12 protein-coding genes are annotated in these 19551 nt (G+C 66.8%); 10 read left to right on the top strand and 2 right to left on the bottom strand.

Annotated elements, in window-relative coordinates; genetic code table 11:
* Nucleotides 1-92 precede the first annotated feature (92 nt).
* The 7 genes from ispD to P2Q66_RS00195 all read left to right on the top strand — a co-directional run bounded on the left by ispD (nucleotide 93) and on the right by P2Q66_RS00195 (nucleotide 7064).
* The gene (ispD, locus tag P2Q66_RS00225) at nucleotides 93-875 is read left to right on the top strand and encodes a 2-C-methyl-D-erythritol 4-phosphate cytidylyltransferase (protein ID WP_275724665.1); all 783 of its coding nucleotides are present in this window, start codon (nucleotides 93-95) and stop codon (nucleotides 873-875) included.
* Between the two features lie 17 nt (nucleotides 876-892).
* Nucleotides 893-1393 carry a 2-C-methyl-D-erythritol 2,4-cyclodiphosphate synthase gene (ispF, locus tag P2Q66_RS00220; protein WP_275724669.1) on the top strand — a complete coding sequence of 167 codons (501 nt, stop codon included), beginning with the start codon at nucleotides 893-895 and terminating at the stop codon, nucleotides 1391-1393.
* A gap of 9 nt (nucleotides 1394-1402) precedes the next feature.
* On the top strand, nucleotides 1403-2860 hold the full coding sequence (gene cysS, locus P2Q66_RS00215) for a cysteine--tRNA ligase (RefSeq protein ID WP_275724664.1): 1458 nt from the start codon (nucleotides 1403-1405) through the stop codon (nucleotides 2858-2860).
* A gap of 138 nt (nucleotides 2861-2998) precedes the next feature.
* Nucleotides 2999-3988 carry a 23S rRNA (guanosine(2251)-2'-O)-methyltransferase RlmB gene (gene rlmB, locus P2Q66_RS00210; RefSeq protein WP_275724663.1) on the top strand — a complete coding sequence of 330 codons (990 nt, stop codon included), beginning with the start codon at nucleotides 2999-3001 and terminating at the stop codon, nucleotides 3986-3988.
* A gap of 87 nt (nucleotides 3989-4075) precedes the next feature.
* Entirely contained in the window at nucleotides 4076-6196 is a 2121-nt protein-coding gene (gene glgX / locus P2Q66_RS00205; protein ID WP_275724662.1) for a glycogen debranching protein GlgX, read from the top strand.
* A 14-nt stretch (nucleotides 6197-6210) separates the two neighbouring features.
* Nucleotides 6211-6699: a ribonuclease domain-containing protein gene (locus P2Q66_RS00200; protein ID WP_275724661.1), complete on the top strand. Its 489-nt coding sequence runs from the start codon at nucleotides 6211-6213 to the stop codon at nucleotides 6697-6699.
* A gap of 8 nt (nucleotides 6700-6707) precedes the next feature.
* Nucleotides 6708-7064: a barstar family protein gene (locus P2Q66_RS00195; protein WP_275724659.1), complete on the top strand. Its 357-nt coding sequence runs from the start codon at nucleotides 6708-6710 to the stop codon at nucleotides 7062-7064.
* Between the two features lie 3 nt (nucleotides 7065-7067).
* On the opposite strand, the gene P2Q66_RS00190 is transcribed toward P2Q66_RS00195, so the two are convergent.
* On the bottom strand, nucleotides 7068-8855 hold the full coding sequence (locus P2Q66_RS00190; RefSeq protein WP_275724658.1) for a thiamine pyrophosphate-requiring protein: 1788 nt from the start codon (nucleotides 8853-8855) through the stop codon (nucleotides 7068-7070).
* Between the two features lie 46 nt (nucleotides 8856-8901).
* Nucleotides 8902-11520, bottom strand: a complete 2619-nt coding sequence (gene glgP, locus P2Q66_RS00185) for an alpha-glucan family phosphorylase (protein ID WP_275724656.1) — start codon at nucleotides 11518-11520, stop codon at nucleotides 8902-8904.
* A gap of 191 nt (nucleotides 11521-11711) precedes the next feature.
* On the opposite strand from glgP, the gene P2Q66_RS00180 reads away from it, so the two are divergent.
* From P2Q66_RS00180 to P2Q66_RS00170, 3 genes are read left to right on the top strand one after another with little or no spacing between them, the layout of a single operon-like run.
* Nucleotides 11712-13754: an alpha-1,4-glucan--maltose-1-phosphate maltosyltransferase gene (locus tag P2Q66_RS00180; RefSeq protein WP_275724667.1), complete on the top strand. Its 2043-nt coding sequence runs from the start codon at nucleotides 11712-11714 to the stop codon at nucleotides 13752-13754.
* Nucleotides 13751-15547 carry a maltose alpha-D-glucosyltransferase gene (gene treS / locus P2Q66_RS00175; RefSeq protein ID WP_079598270.1) on the top strand — a complete coding sequence of 599 codons (1797 nt, stop codon included), beginning with the start codon at nucleotides 13751-13753 and terminating at the stop codon, nucleotides 15545-15547. The genes P2Q66_RS00180 and treS overlap by 4 nt, the downstream gene beginning before the upstream one ends.
* 1 nt (nucleotide 15548) lies before the next feature.
* A complete protein-coding gene (locus P2Q66_RS00170; protein ID WP_275724653.1) occupies nucleotides 15549-19280 on the top strand; it encodes a 1,4-alpha-glucan branching enzyme in 3732 nt (1243 codons plus the stop codon).
* Nucleotides 19281-19551: the final 271 nt, after the last annotated feature.

Here is a 19551-nt window from a genome sequence, read left to right as displayed (position 1 = left end):
GAAAATGGCTCAGGGCCTGAGCGCCAGTCCTCCCGGTTTCCGGCCTGGGTTGGTTCGGCACGGCAGCCCACCGGGACGTTAGGCTGGTCCGCATGAGCGAAACAGCTAAGCGCCTGGTCACCGCGGTGATCCTGGTGGCCGCAGGTTCGGGGCAAAGGCTGGGTTACGGCATGCCCAAAGCTGCAGTGCCGCTGGGTGGCGAACCTATCCTGATGCATGCCCTGCGCGGCATCGTTGCGGCCGGAATCAGCAGCCAGGTCTGCATTGCCCTGCCTGCAGGCGATGATGGCCTGCGCCGGCTGTGCGAAGACTTCCGGGAAGAACTCGCCGACGGCGGTCCGCTGCTGACCATCGTCGACGGCGGTGCCACCCGGGCGGACTCCGTCCGGGCGGGCCTGGAGGCCCTGATGGAAGGCACCGAAGCGGTCATGGTGCATGACGCCGCCCGCGCCCTGACGCCGGAGTCGGTGTTCCACCGCGTGGTGGACGCACTCGCTGCGGGTGCTGAAGCCGTCATTCCCGCCATCCCTGTGGTGGACACGGTCAAGACCGTCGCAGCCACCACGGGTGAGGGCAGCGTGCTGGCACCCGAAGTCGTCACCGGGACCGCACCCCGCGAGGACCTGCGCGCGGTGCAGACGCCGCAGGGCTTCCGCTTCCGCACGCTGCAGCGGGCCCACCAACAAGCCCAGACCCTGGAACCCCGGCAGGCGGCCGCCGTCACCGATGACGCCATGCTGGTTGAAATGACCGGCACGGCCGTCCACGTAGTGCGCGGCTCCACCCAGTCCCTCAAAATCACCACTCCCCTCGACCTGATCCTGGCGGAGGGGCTGCTCGAAGGCCCGCTTGGCGCCCGGTGGGTGGAGGGATAGGCATGCAAAACAACACGATGATCATTCCCCGTACCGGAATCGGCGTGGACGTCCACGCCTATGCCCCGGAGGATGCCCCGCGCCCCCTCTGGCTGGGCGGACTCCTCTGGCCGGGCGAGCGGGGCCTCGCCGGGCACTCGGACGGGGACCCCGTGGCCCACGCCGCCGCCGATGCCCTGTTCTCGGCCGCCGGAATCGGCGACCTGGGCACCCACTTCGGTACCGACAGGCCCGAGTTCGCCGGCGCCTCGGGGGTGGCACTGTTGACCGAAGCTGCACGGATCGTCCGCGCCGCCGGCTTTGAAATCGGCAACGTGGCCGTCCAGTTCGTGGGCAACCGGCCAAAGTTCGGTCCCCGCCGCGAGGAATCGTCGCAGGTGCTCAGCGACGCCGCAGACGCACCCGTCAGCGTCACGGCCACCACCAGCGACCGGCTGGGATTCACGGGCCGCGGCGAGGGAATCTCCGCCGTGGCCACCGCCCTGGTGTATCCGCGGCCGTCCGGCGCCATCGGCTAATCTGGAGCGGTGACCCTGCGCTTCTATGACACTGCCTCCGCCGAAGTCCGCGACTTCGTCCCCCTCGTCGCCGGAAGGGCCAGCCTCTACTACTGCGGGGCAACGGTGCAGGGCATGCCCCACGTGGGCCACATCCGCTCCGCCATCGCCTTCGACCAGCTGACCCGCTGGCTGGAATACCGCGGCCACCGGGTCACGGTGGTCCGCAACGTCACCGACATCGACGACAAGATCCTGGCGAAGTCGGCCGAGTCCTTCAGCCCGGATTTCAGCGGCGGCCCCGGTGACGTGGCAGCCGAGGAATGGTGGGCGCTGGCGTACCGCTTTGAGCAGGAGTTCCTCAAGGCCTACGACACCCTGGGCGTCTCACGCCCCACATACGAACCGCGCGCCACCGGGCACATCCCGGAAATGCACACCCTGATCCGGCAGCTGATCGACCGGGGCCATGCCTACCCCGCCCTCGACGACTCAGGCGACGTCTACTTCGACGTGCGCTCCTGGAGCAAGTACGGAGCCCTGACCCGGCAGAACATCGACGACATGCAGGCAGCCCCCGACGCCGATCCCCGCGGGAAGAAGGACCCCCGCGACTTCGCCCTGTGGAAGGGTTCCAAGGAGGGCGAGCCGGCTACCGCCAGCTGGGCTTCCCCGTGGGGTGCCGGGCGTCCGGGGTGGCACCTTGAGTGCTCGGCCATGGTCACCAAATACCTCGGCACGGAGTTTGATATCCACGGCGGCGGGCTGGACCTGCGGTTCCCGCACCATGAAAACGAAATGGCGCAGTCCCAAGCGGCAGGCCACCCATTCGCCAACTTCTGGATGCACAACGGCATGGTGACCTACGAGGGCGAGAAGATGTCCAAGTCCATCGGCAACACCATCAGCCCTGCCGAGATGCTCGAACTGGCCTCCCCGCGGGTGGTCCGCTACTACCTCGGCCAGGCACACTACCGCTCAGTGCTGGACTACCGGCCAACGTCGCTGCAGGAGGCCGCCGCCGCCGTCGAACGCATTGAAGGTTTTATCAACCGCGCCGTCCGTGCCCTGGCCGCCGGAGAAGCCTACGGCCTTGTCACCGACGGGAAAGTGCCCAGCCCGTTCGAGCGCGCGATGGACGATGACCTGAACGTGCCGCAGGCCCTGGCCGTGCTCCACGAAACAGTCCGGTCCGGCAATACAGCGCTGACCGAGGGCCGGCTGGAGGACGCCCGGGAGGCCCTGCACCAGGTGTACGACATGCTCACGGTGCTCGGCCTGAATGACGTGGCATCCGGTCCGGCGGGCGACGCCCGCGAGGCAGCCGCCCTTGAAGTCCTGGTCCAGGCGCAACTGGCGGCCCGGGCCGAAGCACGGGCCAACAAGGACTGGGCGGCGTCGGACGCCATCCGGGACACCCTGAAGGAGGCCGGCGTCGTGGTCGAGGACGGTCCGGACGGCGCCACCTGGAGCCTGAAGCGCGACTGAGCCCTGGTGACTGACTGCCCACCGTTGACCTGACTGCCGGCTGCCATCGCGGGTGCTTTGCCACCTGGGGACGTCGATTTTTCTTCGGTCAGTAGACTGGTAAGCAGACTCAGTCAACACAATTAAGGGTGGAACAACATGGCCAACAATGGTCGCCGATCGGTTAAAGCGAAGAAGGGCCCAACCATCGGAACCGGTGGCCATGGCCGCAAGGCCCTCGAAGGCAAGGGCCCGACGCCCAAGGCTGAGGACCGCCCCTACCACAAGGCACACAAAGCCAAGCAGCTGTCCGAGCGGTCCGCCGCCAAGCGCGGCACGGGCGCCCGTAGCGCCGGCGCAGCAAAATCCGGGCCCAAGGGACGCGCCACAGAGGAAGTCGTCACCGGCCGTAACTCCGTGGTGGAGGCGCTCCGCGCCGGCATCCCCGCCAAGGCACTGCACATCGCCATCCGCATTGAGATGGACGACCGTGTCAAGGAATCCCTGAAGCTCGCGGCTGAGCGCGGCATCCCGCTGCTGGAAACCGGCAAGCCTGAGCTCGACCGCATGACCGATGACGCCGTGCACCAGGGCCTGGTCCTGCAGATCCCGCCGTACGACTACGCCGACGCCTATGACCTGGCCGAACAGACCGTGGACAAGTGGAAGAAGGGGCACATCGGCAACGCGCCGCTCTTCGTCGCCCTGGACGGCATCACCGATCCCCGAAACCTCGGCGCCATCATCCGCTCAGTGTCCGCCTTCAGTGGCCACGGCGTCATCGTCCCCGAGCGGCGCTCCGTGGGCGTCACCGCATCGGCCTGGAAGACCAGTGCCGGCGCAGCTGTCCGCGTCCCCGTGGCACGTGCCTCCAACCTCAACAGCGCCCTCAAGCAGTTCAAGAACATGGGCATCTTCGTCCTGGGCCTGGACGGCGACGGCGACGTCTCGCTGCCGGACCTCACGCTCGCCACGGAACCTGTGTGCATCGTGGTGGGTTCCGAAGGGAAGGGCCTGAGCCGCCTGGTCCGTGAAAACTGCGACCAGATCGTCTCCATTCCCATCGACTCCGCCATGGAATCCCTTAATGCCTCCATGGCCGTTGGCATCTCGCTCTACGAGGTCTCCCGCCAGCGCGCCACCAAGTAGTTCCCACCACCGCCACCCGCGGGCCTGCCCCGGCGCCATCGTGACGCCGGGGCTGCCCACGTGCTGCTGGCGGTTACTATTTAGGTGATGGTCATGCCGCTTTTCGACACCGCTTCCACCATGGACGCCTCAACGGCCGTTCCCCTCGGTGTCAGCGTTCCGCGCGCGGATTCCGGCGGGACCCGCCACCGGGCAGGGGGTCGCGCCAACGTTGCCTGCTATGCGCCCGGTGTTCCCAGCCTGGAAATCGTCTATATCGCCCCCGGCGGGGACTGGCGCGTCCAGGCGCTGCCGAACGTCACCCATGGCGTCCACCACGGCATCGTCGAGGACCTGCCGTACGGCTCGCGGTACGGGTTCCGCGCCGCGGCCCCTGAACAGTCGCAGTCCCTGCCCCTAGCGGTGCCCACCAAGGATGTTGACGAGGACGACGCCGGCCAGCCGCTCCTGCTTGACCCATACGGGCGCGCCGTGGACCAGCGGGACGGCTTCCTCACCAGCGTCCGGATGGCCAGCGACTTTGACTGGGGCACTGACGAGCGCCTGCGGCTGCAGTGGCGCAATACCATCATCTACGAGGCCCATGTGCGCGGGCAGACCATGCTCCACCCGGACGTGCCCGAGGAGCTCCGCGGCACCTACGCCGGCATGGCCCATCCTGCCATCATCGAACACCTCAAGGGCCTGGGCGTCACGTCCGTACAGCTGCTGCCGGTGCACTTCCACCTCGATGAGCCGCACCTGCAGGACCTGGGGCTGACCAACTACTGGGGGTACAACACCGCCGCCTTCTTCGCGCCCCACCCGGCCTACGCCACCCGTGCCTCGCAGCACGCGGGCCCGCAGGCCGTGCAGGACGAGTTCAAAAGCATGGTCAAGACGCTCCACGCCGCCGGGCTGGAAGTCATCCTCGACGTCGTCTACAACCACACCGCCGAGGGCGGGCCCGACGGCAAGACCGTCAGCTTCCGCGGGCTGGGCGAAGACACCTACTACCGGACCGACGGCCATGGCAAGTACGTGGACACCACAGGCTGCGGAAACAGCCTCAACTTCGGCGAACCCCGGGTGGTCCAGATGGTCCTGGACTCCCTGCGGTACTGGGTGGACGAATTCCATATCGACGGCTTCCGCTTCGACCTGGCCGTGACGCTGTGCCGGAACGGGGCCAACGAGTTCGACCCCCGGCACCCGTTCCTGGTGGCCATCGCTGCGGATCCGGTCCTGTCGGACGTAAAACTCATTGCCGAGCCGTGGGACGTGGGCTACGGCGGCTGGCAGACCGGACGCTTCCCGACCGGCTGGGTGGACTGGAATGACCACTTCCGCGACACGGTCCGCTCATTCTGGCTGGCGGACCGAGCGGCCCTCGAGGCCGGGGGCCAGGGCGGGTCAGTAGCAAAACTGGCCGACGCGCTGTCCGGCTCCGCCGCTCTTTTCCAGCCCTCCGGCCGCTCGCGGCTGGCTTCGGTCAACTACATCACGTCCCATGACGGTTTCACCCTGAACGACCTCGTCTCCTTTGACCGGAAACACAACGAGGACAACGGCGAGCAAAACCGGGACGGCCACGGCGACAACCGCAGCTACAACCATGGCGTGGAGGGCCCCACCGAGGACGGCGACATCCTGGCCAAGCGCGCCCAGTCCCGCCGCAACATGATGGCGTCGCTGCTGATTTCCCTCGGCGTCCCCATGATCACGGCCGGCGACGAACTGGCCCGTACCCAGCAGGGGAACAACAACGCCTACTGCCAGGACAACGCCACCACCTGGGTGGACTGGACCCGGACCCCGGAATCCCACGAGATGCTGCGCAGCACCAAACGGTACATCCGGCTGCGCAAGGAGTTCCTGGCTGCCCAGCCCCACGACTTCCCGGTGCGCGACGAACAGTCCTACCTGTACTGGTACGACCAGCACGGCCGGCCCATGTCCATGGAGCGCTGGAATGACCCGCGGCACCGCGTGATGCAGCTCCTGCTCGGCACCGACGACGGCTCCCTGGCCGGCCTGGTGGTGGTGAACGGAAGCACCTCCGACGTCCAGATCACCCTGCCCCGCGTCACTGCCGAAGGCACCGCCCCGCGCATGTTCGAACTGCGGCTGACCACCTCGCCGCTGCACGAGCTGCGGCAGGGCGGCATAGTGGCGTCGGGGGAGAAGGACCTCGTCGAGGCCAACTCCATCAGCATCTACCGCACCTAGGCAGGAACAACAGAATGCGCAACCGCTCCCTCCTGCCCCTGCTGCTGGCTGCCCTCGTGGTGCTGGCGTTGGTGGCTTTCGGCGGCTCCGGCGTGCTGGGCCAGCTGACGGAAAGTACGACGCCGGACGCCACGTCCAGCGCGACGGCAGCACCGGGAGCCGCCTCGCCGTCCGGGCCGGGCGTGCCGGCCCCGGCACCCGCGGCCAACAACCCGTCCGGTCTGCCCGCAATCCCGGAATCGGAACTTCCGGCCGAAGGGCGCAGGATCCTTGAGCTCATCCGCGCCGGCGGCCCATACCAGTACAGCCAGGACGACCAGGTCTTCGGCAACTTCGAGCGCATCCTGCCGCGGCGCGACCGGGGGTACTACCGGGAGTACACCGTGCCCACGCCCGGAGAATCCGACCGCGGCGCCCGACGGATCGTCGCCGGCGATAACGGCGAAAAATACTACACCGATGACCATTACGAGTCGTTCACGTTCATAGCGGAAGGCAGCTAAGCACAACCATGAAGATCTACTCCGGTGATACCTGGACCCTGGAAGAACTGCAGGAGCAGGTGGCCGATGCCGGACGGCGAAGCCTGGTTGTCCCCCCGGCCGACAGCAAGAGGGCAGTCCTGGAAGCCTTTGGTGAGGTCCTCAGCTTTCCCGAACATTACGGCGTGAACCTCGATGCCCTGAACGACTCACTCCACGACTTCGCGGACGCGATTACTGACAACGGCAACGCTCCGGTCACCCTCCTGTGGCAGGTTGCCGCTCCGTTCCGGGGCGACCGGACGTTCGGCGTCATCTGCGAAATTCTCCAGGACGCCGAGCAGTATGCCGGCAAGGACCTTGCTGTCACTGCCGTGCTGCTGTAAGTCTCAGGCGTCCGGACGCTCCTCGTGCGAAACGTACGTGTCGAGCAACTCCGCAGCCCTGCCGCCGTCGTCCTCTGCCGCGAGGCCCTTGCGCATGCTCTCCGCCTTCTCCTTGCCGGCCGGGAACGGCGGCAGGAGCGGAACCTCGGGATCGGTCAGCACCTCGATCACAACAGGCCGGTCCGCGGCGAACGCCTGCTCCCAGGCATCGCCGAGCTGGTCCGGGTCCTCCACCCGGATACCCTGCAGGCCCAGCAGCTCGGCGTAGCCGGCGAACGGGAAATCAGGCAGTTCCTGGCTGTCCGCGAACCGCGGCTCGCCCTCGGACTCGCGCTGCTCCCAAGTAACCTCCGTCAGCTCGCGGTTATTGAAGACGCACACCACGAACCGCGGGTCCTGCCACTGCCGCCAGCGGTGGGCCACCGTCACCAGTTCGGCAATACCCGCCATCTGCATGGCGCCGTCCCCGGCCAGTGCCACGAGCGGCCGGTCCGGATGCGCGAGCTTCGCCGCGATCCCGTAGGGGATGGAACACCCCATGCTGGCGAGGGTCCCGGAAAGGTGCGCAGGCACACCGGCGGGCAGCACCAGCTGCCGGGCATACCAGTAAACACAGCTTCCGACGTCGATGCTCAGCTGGGCGTCCGCCGGGAGCCTGCCGTTGAGCTCCCGGACCACGCGTTCCGGGTTGACGGGGGTGGCGGGCACCGCGGCGCGGTCCGCGGCGAGGATGCGCCAGCGGCTGACTTCCTGCTCCACGTCTGAGCGCCACTGACCCCGCGGACGGTGCTCGAGCTTCCGGTCCAACGCAGCAAGGGCGGAGGCTGCATCGCCGGCCAGGCCAACCTCCACCGGGTAGCGGTTGCCGATCTTCTTCTCATCAATGTCGATCTGGACGGCGCGGGCAGCCCCGGGCGGCGGGTAGAACTCGGTCCAGGGGTCGTTCGAGCCCACAATCAGCAGGGCATCGCAGTTGCCCAGGAGGTGCGCGCTGGCGGTGGTACCCAGATGCCCCATGGTTCCCACGGCGAAAGGCAGGGTTTCGTCCACGTACGGTTTGCCCAGCAGGCTGGTGGCGATTCCGGCGCCAAGCTTTTCCGCCACGGCCACCACCTCGGCGGCAGCATGGCGGGCGCCCTGGCCAACCAGCAGCGCCACCTTCTGGGCGGAATTGAGGAGCGCAGCCGCTGCATCCAGATCCTCCTCGCGGGGAGTCCTGGCCGCGGAACTCCACGAGGGGGCGGTGACCACGATGCCGTGTTTCTGCTCAAGCTCCGGGGCCGGCGCCGACTGGATGTCATGCGGGACGATGACCATGCACGGCGATGACGTCGCCTTCGCGGTGCGGAAGGCCCGGTCCAGGACCATTGGCATCTGCTCCGGCGTGCTGACCAGCTGCACGAACTGTGAAGCGACGTCCTTGAACAGGGCGCTGAGGTCTATCTCCTGCATGTAGGCCGAGCCCAGCACGGTCCGGCTTTGCTGCCCCACGATGGCCACCACCGGGACGCCGTCCAGCTTGGCATCGTAGAGCCCGTTAAGGAGGTGGACCGCCCCGGGCCCCTGGGTGGAGGTCACCACCCCCACCCCGCCCGTGTACTTCGCGTGGCCCACGGCCATGAACGCCGCAGTCTCCTCGTGCCGGGCCTGCACGAACTCAATGCGTTCCCTGGCCCGGCGGAGCGCCCCCATGAAGCCGTTGATGCCGTCGCCGCTGTAGCCGAAAACCCGGTCGACACCCCAGCTCCCAAGCCGCTCCACAATGACATCGGCCACTGTACGTTCGGTCATACGTCCTCCTGTGTCCGTTCAGGGGAGCGGGCCGAGGCCCGCCGTGCTACGCGTTGACGATCAGCCCCAGCTCTGCCTTGGAAGCCAGCGCCGCATGCCGGGGCAGGACCCGGACGGTGTAACCGAATGTGCCCGAGCGGTCGATGACCAGTGAGCCGCTGAACAGGTGGCGTCCGCTGCCCAGGTCCTCCTTCACCTGCAGTTCCATCAGGGTGATGTCCGCCAGGGTGTCGCTTTCCTCCGCTCGGCCGTAGGCCACCTCCACGCAGACGTCCTCGGGCGAGAGGCTGTTCAGGGCCACGTAGGCGTTGACCTGGAGGATGTCACCGATCTGCGGGTCCTCCGAGACGCCCACCGAGTCCACGTGCTCCACGTGGACCTGCGGCCAGGCGGCGCGCACCTTGGCGGTCCAGGACGCCAGCGAGCGGGCCTGGGAAAAGGCATTGGCGCTGGCGCTGCGGCCCGCTTCGGCCGCGGGGCGGTACAGGATGTTCACGTAGTCCCGGAGCATGCGCTCGGCTGAAACGGCCGGTCCGAGGTGGGACAGGGTGTGCTTGATCATGGACACCCAGTGCGTGGGCACCTTCTCGGCCTCCGACGTCGACGGCCCGGCCGCCCCGGCAGCCTCCGAGACCGTGCTGCCGTAGAACCGCGGCGCAACCTGGGTTTCGAGCAGCTCGTACAGGGCAGCCGCCTCGATGTCGTCGCGTTCCTCCGGGGAGGCATCGTTGTTGGCGGTGGGAATCGCCCACCCGTTCTCGCCGTCGTACATCTCATCCCACCAGCCGTCCAGGACGGACAGGTTCAGCGACCCGTTCAGCGCCGCCTTCATGCCGGACGTGCCGCACGCCTCCAAAGGACGCAGCGGGTTGTTCAGCCAGACGTCGCAACCGGGGAACAGGGTCCTGGCCATCGCGATGTCGTAGTTGGGCAGGAACGCGATCCGGTGCCGCACCTCGGGGTCGTCGGTGAAACGGACCAGGTCCTGGATCATCTTCTTGCCCGCGTCATCGGCAGGGTGGGACTTGCCGGCGATGACCAGCTGGATGGGGTGCTCCTTGTGCAGGAGCAGTGCCTTGAGCCGCTCCGGCTCGCGCAGCATCAGGGTCAGGCGCTTGTAGGTGGGAACGCGGCGGGCGAACCCGATGGTCAGGACGTCCGGGTCAAGGACGGTGTCCGTCCAGCGCAGCTCGGCATCTGCGGCGCCGCGTTTTTTCCACGCCGCGCGCAGCCGCCTGCGGACATCCTCCACCAGTGCAGACCGCATCTCGCGGCGCAGCGCCCAGACGTCGGCGTCGCTGACGTTGTACGCCAGGTCCCAGCGGCCGTTCGCCTCCGCCTCGCTGCCGAACTGGTCGCGTGCCAGCTTGGAGATGCGGCTGTCCACCCAGGTGGGGACGTGAACGCCGTTGGTCACGGACGTGATGGGCACCTCGGAGTGGTCGAAGCCCGGCCACAGGGCGGAGAACATGCCCCGGGACACTTCGCCGTGCAGCTTGGCCACGCCGTTGGCGCGCTGCGCCAGGCGCAGGCCCATCACTGCCATGTTGAACACGGCAGGATTCCCGTCGGCGTAGTTCTCGCGGCCCAGTTCCAGGATCCGGTCCACCGGCACGTCCGGTGCCAGCCCGGCCTGGAAGAAGTGGCTGATCTGGGAAATCTCAAACCGGTCGATGCCGGCCGGCACCGGGGTGTGCGTGGTGAAGACGGTGGAAGCGCGGCCGGCAGCCAGGGCTTCGTCGAAGGTGAGGGCCTGGTCCCCGGACATGAGTTCCTGGATGCGCTCGATGCCAAGGAAGCCGGCGTGGCCCTCGTTGGTGTGGAACACTTCGGGTGCCGGCGAGCCGGTGAGCTGCTGGTAGGCGCGCAGGGCCTTGACCCCGCCCATGCCGAGCAGCAGTTCCTGCTGGAGGCGGTGGTCCCCGCCGCCGCCGTACAGCCGGTCGGTGACGCTGCGGGCGGCGTCGTCGTTGCCCGGAACGTTGGAGTCAAGGAGCAGCAGGGGAACGCGTCCGACGTCGGCACGCCAGATGTGTGCCAGCAGCCGGCGGCCGTTGGGCAGCGGGAGGGTGATCTGCAGGGGCCGGCCGTTGCCGTCGGGGGAGGGCTCGCGGAGCAGGGTCAGCGGCAGGCCGTCCGGGTCCAGGACGGGGTAGGTCTCCTGCTGCCAGGCGTCCCGGGACAGCGACTGCTTGAAATAGCCGGCCTGGTACAGCAGGCCGACGCCGATCAGCGGCACTCCGAGGTCCGAGGCGGCTTTCAGGTGGTCACCGGCCAGGATGCCCAGGCCGCCCGAGTACTGCGGGAGCACCTCGGTGATGCCGAACTCGGGGGAGAAGTAGGCGATGGCGGCCGGCGCGTCCGGGCCCAGGCTTTGGTACCAGCGCGGTTCCTCCAGGTACCGGTCAAGGTCATCCTCGGCAGCCCGTACCCGCTCCACCACGGACTGGTTTGCGGCGAGCCGCTGGAGTTCCTCCCGGCTGACCATGCCCAGGAAACCGACCGGGTCCTGGCCGCTTTCTTCCCACAGCCGGGGATTCAGCCCAGCGAAGAGTTCGCGCGTGGGCCGGTGCCAGGACCAGCGCAAGTTGCTCGCCAGCCGTGCCAGGGGCCGGATGGGTTCGGGGAGGACTGTACGGACCGTAAACCTGCGGATTGCCTTCACCTGCGTCACACTAACCGACAACATGGGCAGCCGGAACCAGCTTTGGGTTTCTTTTGGGTAAATGACAGGGGCATGAAGGAAATGAGGCGCGGCACAACGAATTTAGTGAGCAGGCTTAGCAATCTTCGTCATTTCTCGCTAACGTCGAGCCTGTGACGACTAACTCAGTAACCAGTGCCGCATCAACGAAAATGCCAACGGGACGCATCACCGACGGACTGCGGTTCGGACGTTTTCCGATCACTGCCGTGCAGCCCGTCGTCGAGGGTGGAAAGTTCCCCGCAAAGGCCCTGCCGGGCGAAGGAATTGTGGTGGGTGCCACCGCATTCCGGGAGGGGCACGACCAGCTGGGCGTCAGCGCCGTGCTCCTGGACCCGTCGGGCGCGGAGCGCCAGCGCGTCCGCCTCGCACCGCCCCGCGGGGAACGCGGCATGGGGACGGACCGCTGGGAAGGCATCCTCACGCCGTCGGAAACGGGCAACTGGTCCTTCGTCATCGAGGCCTGGCATGACCGCTACGGCACGTGGCACCACAATGCCGAGGTGAAGGTCGCCGCCGGCATCGACGTCGAGCTGATGCTCGCCGAAGGTGCGGCGCTGCTGTCCGAAGCGGCCGACGACGACTCCCGCAGCGAGGCGGACAGGGCCACGCTGCGCTGGGTGGCCGACAGGCTGGCGGACCGGGCGCTCAGCCCGGAGGAGCGCCTCGCCGCCGGGTTCAGCAACGGGGTGACGGACATCGTGGCCCGCCAGCCCATCCGCGAACTGGTGACTGTTTCCGAAAAGTACCCCCTCCTCGTGGAGCGCGACCGCGCCGGGCGCGGCGCCTGGTACGAGTTCTTCCCCCGTTCCGAAGGCGCCGTCAAGGACCACTCCACCGGTGCCTGGACGTCCGGCAACTTCCGCACCGCGGCCCGGCGGTTGGACGCCGTGGCCGCCATGGGCTTCGACGTGATCTACATGCCGCCCATCCATCCCATAGGCGTGCAGCACCGAAAGGGACCGAACAACACCCTGGTCGCCGGCCCCAACGATCCCGGTTCACCCTGGGCCATCGGTGCCGCGGAGGGTGGCCACGACGCCATCCATCCGGACCTCGGTACCTTCGAGGACTTTGATGCGTTCGTGGCCCGGGCCAACGAACTGGGCCTGGAAGTGGCACTGGACCTCGCGCTGCAGGCCGCCCCGGACCATCCGTGGGTGACGTCGCATCCGGAATGGTTCACAACCCGGGTGGACGGCAGTATTGCCTACGCCGAAAATCCCCCGAAGAAGTACCAGGACATTTATCCGCTCAATTTCGATAATGACCCCGAAGGGCTTTCCAACGAAATTCTGCGGATTGTCCTGCTGTGGGTGAGCCATGGCGTAAAGATTTTCCGCGTGGATAACCCGCATACCAAACCGGTGTGGTTCTGGGAATGGCTGATTGCCGAAGTGAATAAAGCGGAGCCAGGCGTGGTGTTCCTCGCTGAGGCGTTCACGCGCCCGGCCATGATGCACGCCCTGGGCCGCGCAGGCTTCCAGCAGTCCTACACCTACTTCACGTGGCGCAACACGAAGAAGGAGATCGAGGCCTACTTCCACGAGGTCAGCCACGAATCCCCGGCCTTCTTCCGGCCGAACTTCTTCGTCAACACCCCGGACATCCTCACCGAGTACCTCCAGTACGGCGGGCCCGCCGCCTTCAGGATCAGGGCTGTCCTGGCGTCCACCGCCAGCCCGCTGTGGGGCGTGTACGCCGGCTACGAACTCTATGAGCACGTGGCCCGGCCGGGCGCCGAGGAGTACATCGACAACGAAAAGTTTGAGTACAAGGCACGGGACTGGGACGCCGCGGCAGCATCCGGGCGCACCCTCGCACCGTTTATCACCCGGCTGAACCACCTTCGCCGCGACCACCCGGCCCTGCAGGACCTGCAGAACCTGACGGTCCACCAGAGCACGGACGACTCCACTGTGGTGTACTCCAAGCACAAGACTCTTCCTGACGGCTCGAAGGACACGCTCATCGTGGTGGTGAATGTGGATCCCCATGTCACCAAGGAATGCAGTGTTTCGCTCGACCTGGCGGCTCTTGAGCTCGACCCGCAGGACCTGACGGCCAACGGGACCTTCTACGTGGACGACCTGATTTCCGGCGAAAGTTGGGAATGGGGTGAATTCAACTACGTCCGCCTCGATCCGCATGTAGAGCCTGCACATATCCTGAGCGTGAGGAGAATGCATCAGTGAGTTTTAATCCGCAAAGTTCCGGCCAGCACTTCACTCCCAAGAGCACGTTCGAGCTCAATGCGCCAGGTCTCCAGCACGATCCGCTGTGGTACCGGAAGGCTGTGTTCTACGAGGTACTCGTACGGGCTTTCGCGGATGCCAACGGCGATGGGTCCGGAGATTTCTCCGGACTCATCGACCGGCTGGACTACCTGCAGTGGCTGGGGGTGGACTGCCTCTGGCTGCCCCCGTTCTTCCAGTCGCCGCTGCGTGACGGCGGCTACGACATCTCGGACTACAACTCGGTTCTGGATGAGTTCGGCACCATCAGCGACTTCAAGCGGCTGGTCGCGGAGGCGCACGCGCGGGGTGTGCGCGTGATCATCGACCTGCCGCTGAACCACACCTCGGACCAGCACCCATGGTTCCAGGAGTCCCGCAAGGACCCCGACGGCCCCTTCGGCGACTTCTATGTGTGGAGCGATACTGACGAAAAGTACCAGGACGCCCGCATCATCTTCGTGGATACCGAGGAATCGAACTGGACCTTCGACCCCATCCGCCGGCAGTTCTTCTGGCACCGGTTCTTCAGCCACCAGCCGGACCTGAACTTCGAAAACCCCAAGGTGATCGAGGCGCTTTTCGATGTGGTGCGGTTCTGGCTGGACCAGGGCATCGACGGTTTCCGCGCGGACGCCATCCCCTACCTCTTCGAGGAGGAGGGGACAAACTGCGAGAACCTGCCCGCCACCCACGAGTTCCTGCGGAAGCTCCGCACCATGGTGGACGAAAACTACCCCGGCCGCGTCATCATCGCCGAGGCGAACCAGCCACCGAACGAAGTGGTGGAGTATTTCGGGACCGAGGCGGAACCGGAATGCCATATGGCGTTCCACTTCCCGATCATGCCGCGGCTGTACTACGCGCTCCGGGACCAGAAGGCCGCCCCCATTATCGAGACCATGCAGGACACCCCGGACATTCCGGAGGGCGCGCAGTGGGGCACCTTCCTGCGCAACCACGATGAACTGACCCTGGAAATGGTCACCGCCGATGAGCGCGCGGCCATGCTGGGCTGGTACGCGCCCGATCCGCGAATGCGGGCCAACATCGGGATCCGCCGCCGGCTGGCGCCGCTGCTGGACAACTCGCGGGCGGAAATCGAGCTGATCAACGCGCTGCTCCTGTCCCTGCCCGGCAGCCCGTTCCTGTACTACGGGGACGAGATCGGCATGGGGGACAATATCTGGCTTGAGGACCGCGACGCCGTCCGCACCCCCATGCAGTGGAACCCGGACCGGAACGCGGGCTTCTCCCATGCCGATCCGGGCAAGCTCTACCTGCCCCCGATCCAGTCGCTGGTGTACAACTACAGCATGGCGAACGTGGAGGCCGAGGCCGCCCATTCCGGTTCCCTGTTGAGGTGGACCCGGCAGATCCTCAGCGTCCGCAAGAACCACCCGGCATTCGGGCTGGGCGGGTTCAAGCATGTGGAAGCCGACCACGACGCCGTCCTTGCCTACCTTCGCGAACTGCCGGAGGGCAATGCCGCCGGTGCAGACGCCGAGACCATCCTGTGCGCCTTCAACCTCTCCCAGCACCCGGTGGCCGCCAGGCTCCGGGTTCCGGAGTATGCCGGCCGCGGACTGCGCGACGTCTTTGGCGGCCAGACGTTCCCCGGAATCAATGACGACGGCACGCTGACGCTGACCCTGGGCAGCCACGATTTCTTCTGGTTGCGCCTCCGGTCTGCGGCTTCCAACCCGTCGTCGCCCTATACCCAGGCCATGCCCATCCTGTCGATAGAGAACTGAGATGAACCAGCCCATCCTCACCCCCGCCCTGACCGCGCTCCTCAAGGAATGGCTTCCGAGGCAACGCTGGTTCCCCGTCAAGACACCGGATTTCGACATGTCCCAGGCAGGCAGCCTGGGACTGGACGATCCCTCCCGGCACGCCGCCCTGGCCGTCTTCCTGCTCAATGTCACCACCCGTGGTGCCGACGGAAGCCGGCGCACCGCCGTAGTCCAGGTCCCGCTGAGCTTCCGCCCGGCGCCCGCGGCCGGGATGGAGCGGGCCCTTGTTGGCAAGGCCGCAGGGACGGACCCGTCCCGGCCCTGGGTCTATGATGCGGTCCACGATCCCGACTTTGTCGGCGGCTGGCTGGAACTGATCCGGCAGGAGTCCAAGGCTCCCAGCGGCACGGCGACGGGCTACAAGGTGCCCGGAAGCTACCGGCTGCCCACCGCCCGCGGCGTGGTGAAGGTCCTGTCCGGTGAGCAGTCCAACAGTTCCGTCATCGTGGACGACGGCGAGTCGGCCGCCATCGTGAAGTTCTTCCGGGTCCTCTCCGAAGGGACAAACCCCGAAGTCGAAGTGGGTGCCGCGCTGACGTCCGCCGGGACCTCCGAAGTGCCGGCCACCCTTGGCTGGGTCCGCGGGGAATGGATGGCGCAGGGCAGGACGGCCTCCGGCGATACGGGCACCCGCCACGTCCAGGGCGAACTCGCGGTGGCCCATGAGTTCCTGGCCGGTGGCCGGGATGCCTGGCGCCTTGCCGTAGATGCCGCCCGGTCAGGGACGGACTTCACCGCCGAGGCCCGCGCCCTGGGTGCGGCCACCGCCACCGTCCACCGGCGCCTGGCTGAAGCACTCGGGCAGTCAGCCGAAAGCGAAGCCGGGAAGGTGATCGGGCCCGGAGTAGCCCAGCGCGTCCGCCAGGCATGGACGGAAGCCGGTCCCGCCGTCGGGCCCTACGACGAACCATTGAATGCACTGCTGGACGGCCTCGACGGCGTACCCGCCGGCCCGCTGCAGCGCATCCATGGCGACCTGCACCTCGGCCAGATCCTTCAGGTCCCGCAGGCCGCCGGCACGGCTGGCGGGGGCGCCCGGTGGGCCATCCTCGACTTCGAGGGCGAGCCCATGCGGCCCATCGCCGAACGGAACGTCCCCGATGTTCCCCTGCGCGACGTCGTCGGCATGCTCAGGTCCTTTGACTACGCAGCAGGGGCGGCCCAGCGCGAGCAGGAAGGTGCCCACGTGCCCGCGTCCTGGGTTGATGACTGCGCCGACGCGTTCCTCGAAGGGTACGCAGGGGTCACGCCCGGCACCGTGGACAGGAACTCGCCGCTCTTTGTGGCATTGTGGCTGGACAAGGCGCTCTACGAAGTAGTTTATGAAATGCGTAACAGGCCCGACTGGCTGGCAATACCAGTGAATGCCTCCAGGCGGCTCCTTAGCGGTAACAGCTCCGGCCACCAGGCCGGGGCAGCATCGGAAGGTAACGAAATGACAGGCTCAGCACGAACTGACCGGCCGGGAGTGCCGCTGCACGTAGATGACGGCATCCTGGGCAGGATCGCGAACGGTGAACACCACGCCCCCCACTCCGTCCTTGGTGCACACCTGGACGACTACGGCCACGTCACCATCCGCACCGTAAAGCACCTCGCGGAAGCAGTCACCGTCATCACCGCGGCTGGCGAGGTTCCCATGGAGCATGAGGCGCACGGGGTGTGGGCGGCCGTCCTGGAACCGCTCCAGCAAGGCCACGTTCCGGACTACCGCTTGTCCGTCACCTATCCCGGCGCTGAACCCGTAACGGTTGATGAACCCTACCGGTACCTGCCCACCGTGGGTGAAGTGGACCTGCACCTGATTAACGAGGGCCGGCACGAGAAGCTGTGGGAGGTCCTGGGCGCGCACGTCCAGCACTACAAATCGTCGCTGGGTGATGTGGACGGTGTTTCGTTCGCCGTGTGGGCGCCCAACGCGCAGGCCGTCCGGCTCAAGGGTGACTTCAACGGCTGGGACGGACGCGAGCACTCGCTCCGCTCCTTGGGTTCCTCGGGCGTCTGGGAAATCTTCGTACCCGGCGTTTTGGCAGGGGCGTGCTACAAATTCGAAATCAGGACCAGGTCCGGTTACTGGGTGGAGAAAGCCGATCCCCTTGCCTTCGGCACCGAGGTTCCCCCGCTGACCGCATCCAAGGTGGTGGAACCCTCCTACGCCTTCAAGGACGACGAATGGATGGAGGCCCGCGCCCAGCGGGACCCGCACAACTCGGCCATGAGCGTGTACGAAGTGCACCTCGGATCCTGGCGCCTGGGGCTGGGTTACCGCGAACTGGCCAAGGAACTGGTGGACTACGTCAAGTGGCTGGGGTTCACGCACGTGGAGTTCATGCCGGTCGCCGAGCACCCGTTCGGCGGGTCCTGGGGTTACCAGGTCACGTCCTACTTCGCACCGACCTCCCGGTTCGGGCACCCGGACGAATTCCGCTACCTTGTGGACACCCTGCACCAGGCGGGCATCGGCGTGCTCCTGGACTGGGTCCCCGCCCACTTCCCCAAGGACTCCTGGGCTCTTGCGCAGTTCGACGGCGAAGCCCTGTACGAGCATGCCGACCCCAACCTCGGCGAGCACCCCGACTGGGGCACGCTGATCTTCGACTTCGGCCGCACCGAAGTGCGCAACTTCCTCGTGGCGAACGCGCTGTACTGGCTGGATGAGTTCCACATCGACGGACTGCGGGTGGATGCCGTCGCCTCCATGCTGTACCTCGACTACTCCCGCCAGGACGGGCAGTGGCAGCCCAACCGGTTCGGCGGCCGGGAGAACCTGGAAGCCATCTCCTTCCTGCAGGAAGTCAACGCGACGGTGTACAAGACGCACCCCGGTGCGGTCATGATCGCCGAGGAATCCACGGCGTTCCCCGGCGTGACGGCACCCACCAGCCACGGCGGGCTGGGCTTCGGCCTCAAGTGGAACATGGGCTGGATGCACGACTCCCTCAAGTACGCTTCCGAGGATCCTGTAAACCGCAAGTGGCACCACGGCACTGTGACGTTCTCCATGGTCTACGCGTTCACCGAAAACTTCCTGCTGCCCATCAGCCACGATGAGGTTGTGCACGGCAAGGGCTCGATGCTCCGCAAGATGCCGGGTGACCGCTGGCAGCAGCTCGCCAACCTGCGGGCCTTCCTCGCGTACCAGTGGGCGCACCCGGGCAAGCAGCTCATCTTCATGGGCACCGAATTTGGCCAGGAAGCCGAATGGTCCGAGCAGCACGGCCTGGACTGGTGGCTTGCGGACATTCCGGCGCACAAGGGCCTGCAGCTCCTGACCAAGGACCTCAATGAGCTGTACAAGTCCACCCCGGCCCTCTACACCCGGGACAACGAGCCCGGTGGTTTCCAGTGGATCAACGGGGGAGATGCGGACCGCAACGTCCTGTCCTTCATCCGGTGGGACACCGACGGCAACCCGCTCGTCTGTGCCATCAACTTTTCGGGAGCCCCGCACGTGGGCTACACGCTGGGAGTCCCGACGGCTGGCGCCTGGACCGAAGTGCTGAACACGGACCACACCACCTACGGCGGCTCCGGCGTCCTCAATGACGGTGAGCTCAAGGCCTCGGGTGAGGGCCAGGACGGGCAGCCGGCCACGTTGACCGTCACATTGCCGCCGCTGGGTGCTTCCTACTTCAAGCCGGGGGCAGCCAAGCCGTCGGCGGCCAAGCCAGGAGCAGCCGGAACGGCCTAGTTTGTTTGGACGCTATGGAGGAGCCCGGGATCCGCGAGATTCCGGGCTTTTTCATGCCCAGCCGCTGGCGGCGGGGGAGGGCCTGCCGGGTGGAGTTGGCCTTCCCGGGCAAGTGGTGGTAGAGTTTATTTCCGCGCTGCTCCACGGAGTCAGGCGGAAAAACCGACCACAACGCCTCAGGGTGAAGATGGTTGCGGGACGCCGGTTTGACAAGTTGGAAGCCAGCCGGTAAGTTTGGAAAGTTGCTCCGGAGCGAGCCGTGACTGAGGTT

Origin of the sequence: Arthrobacter sp. Cr_A7 (genome assembly GCF_029222765.1) — a bacterium.
Classification (GTDB): Bacteria; Actinomycetota; Actinomycetes; order Actinomycetales; family Micrococcaceae; genus Arthrobacter.
Note: the sequence above shows the minus strand (reverse complement) of the source record. Positions and strands in the feature narration are given on the sequence as shown.

What these genes read in the sequence shown, in the direction of transcription:
- ispD (WP_275724665.1), top strand. Translation starts at nt 93, where the DNA reads ATGAGCGAAACAGCTAAGCGCCTGGTCACCGCGGTGATCCTGGTGGCC.
- rlmB (WP_275724663.1), top strand. Translation starts at nt 2,999, where the DNA reads ATGGCCAACAATGGTCGCCGATCGGTTAAAGCGAAGAAGGGCCCAACC.
- P2Q66_RS00170 (WP_275724653.1), top strand. Translation starts at nt 15,549, where the DNA reads ATGAACCAGCCCATCCTCACCCCCGCCCTGACCGCGCTCCTCAAGGAA.
- P2Q66_RS00200 (WP_275724661.1), top strand. Translation starts at nt 6,211, where the DNA reads ATGCGCAACCGCTCCCTCCTGCCCCTGCTGCTGGCTGCCCTCGTGGTG.
- P2Q66_RS00195 (WP_275724659.1), top strand. Translation starts at nt 6,708, where the DNA reads ATGAAGATCTACTCCGGTGATACCTGGACCCTGGAAGAACTGCAGGAG.
- P2Q66_RS00180 (WP_275724667.1), top strand. Translation starts at nt 11,712, where the DNA reads ATGCCAACGGGACGCATCACCGACGGACTGCGGTTCGGACGTTTTCCG.
- ispF (WP_275724669.1), top strand. Translation starts at nt 893, where the DNA reads ATGATCATTCCCCGTACCGGAATCGGCGTGGACGTCCACGCCTATGCC.
- P2Q66_RS00190 (WP_275724658.1), bottom strand. Translation starts at nt 8,855, where the DNA reads ATGACCGAACGTACAGTGGCCGATGTCATTGTGGAGCGGCTTGGGAGC.
- glgX (WP_275724662.1), top strand. Translation starts at nt 4,076, where the DNA reads ATGGTCATGCCGCTTTTCGACACCGCTTCCACCATGGACGCCTCAACG.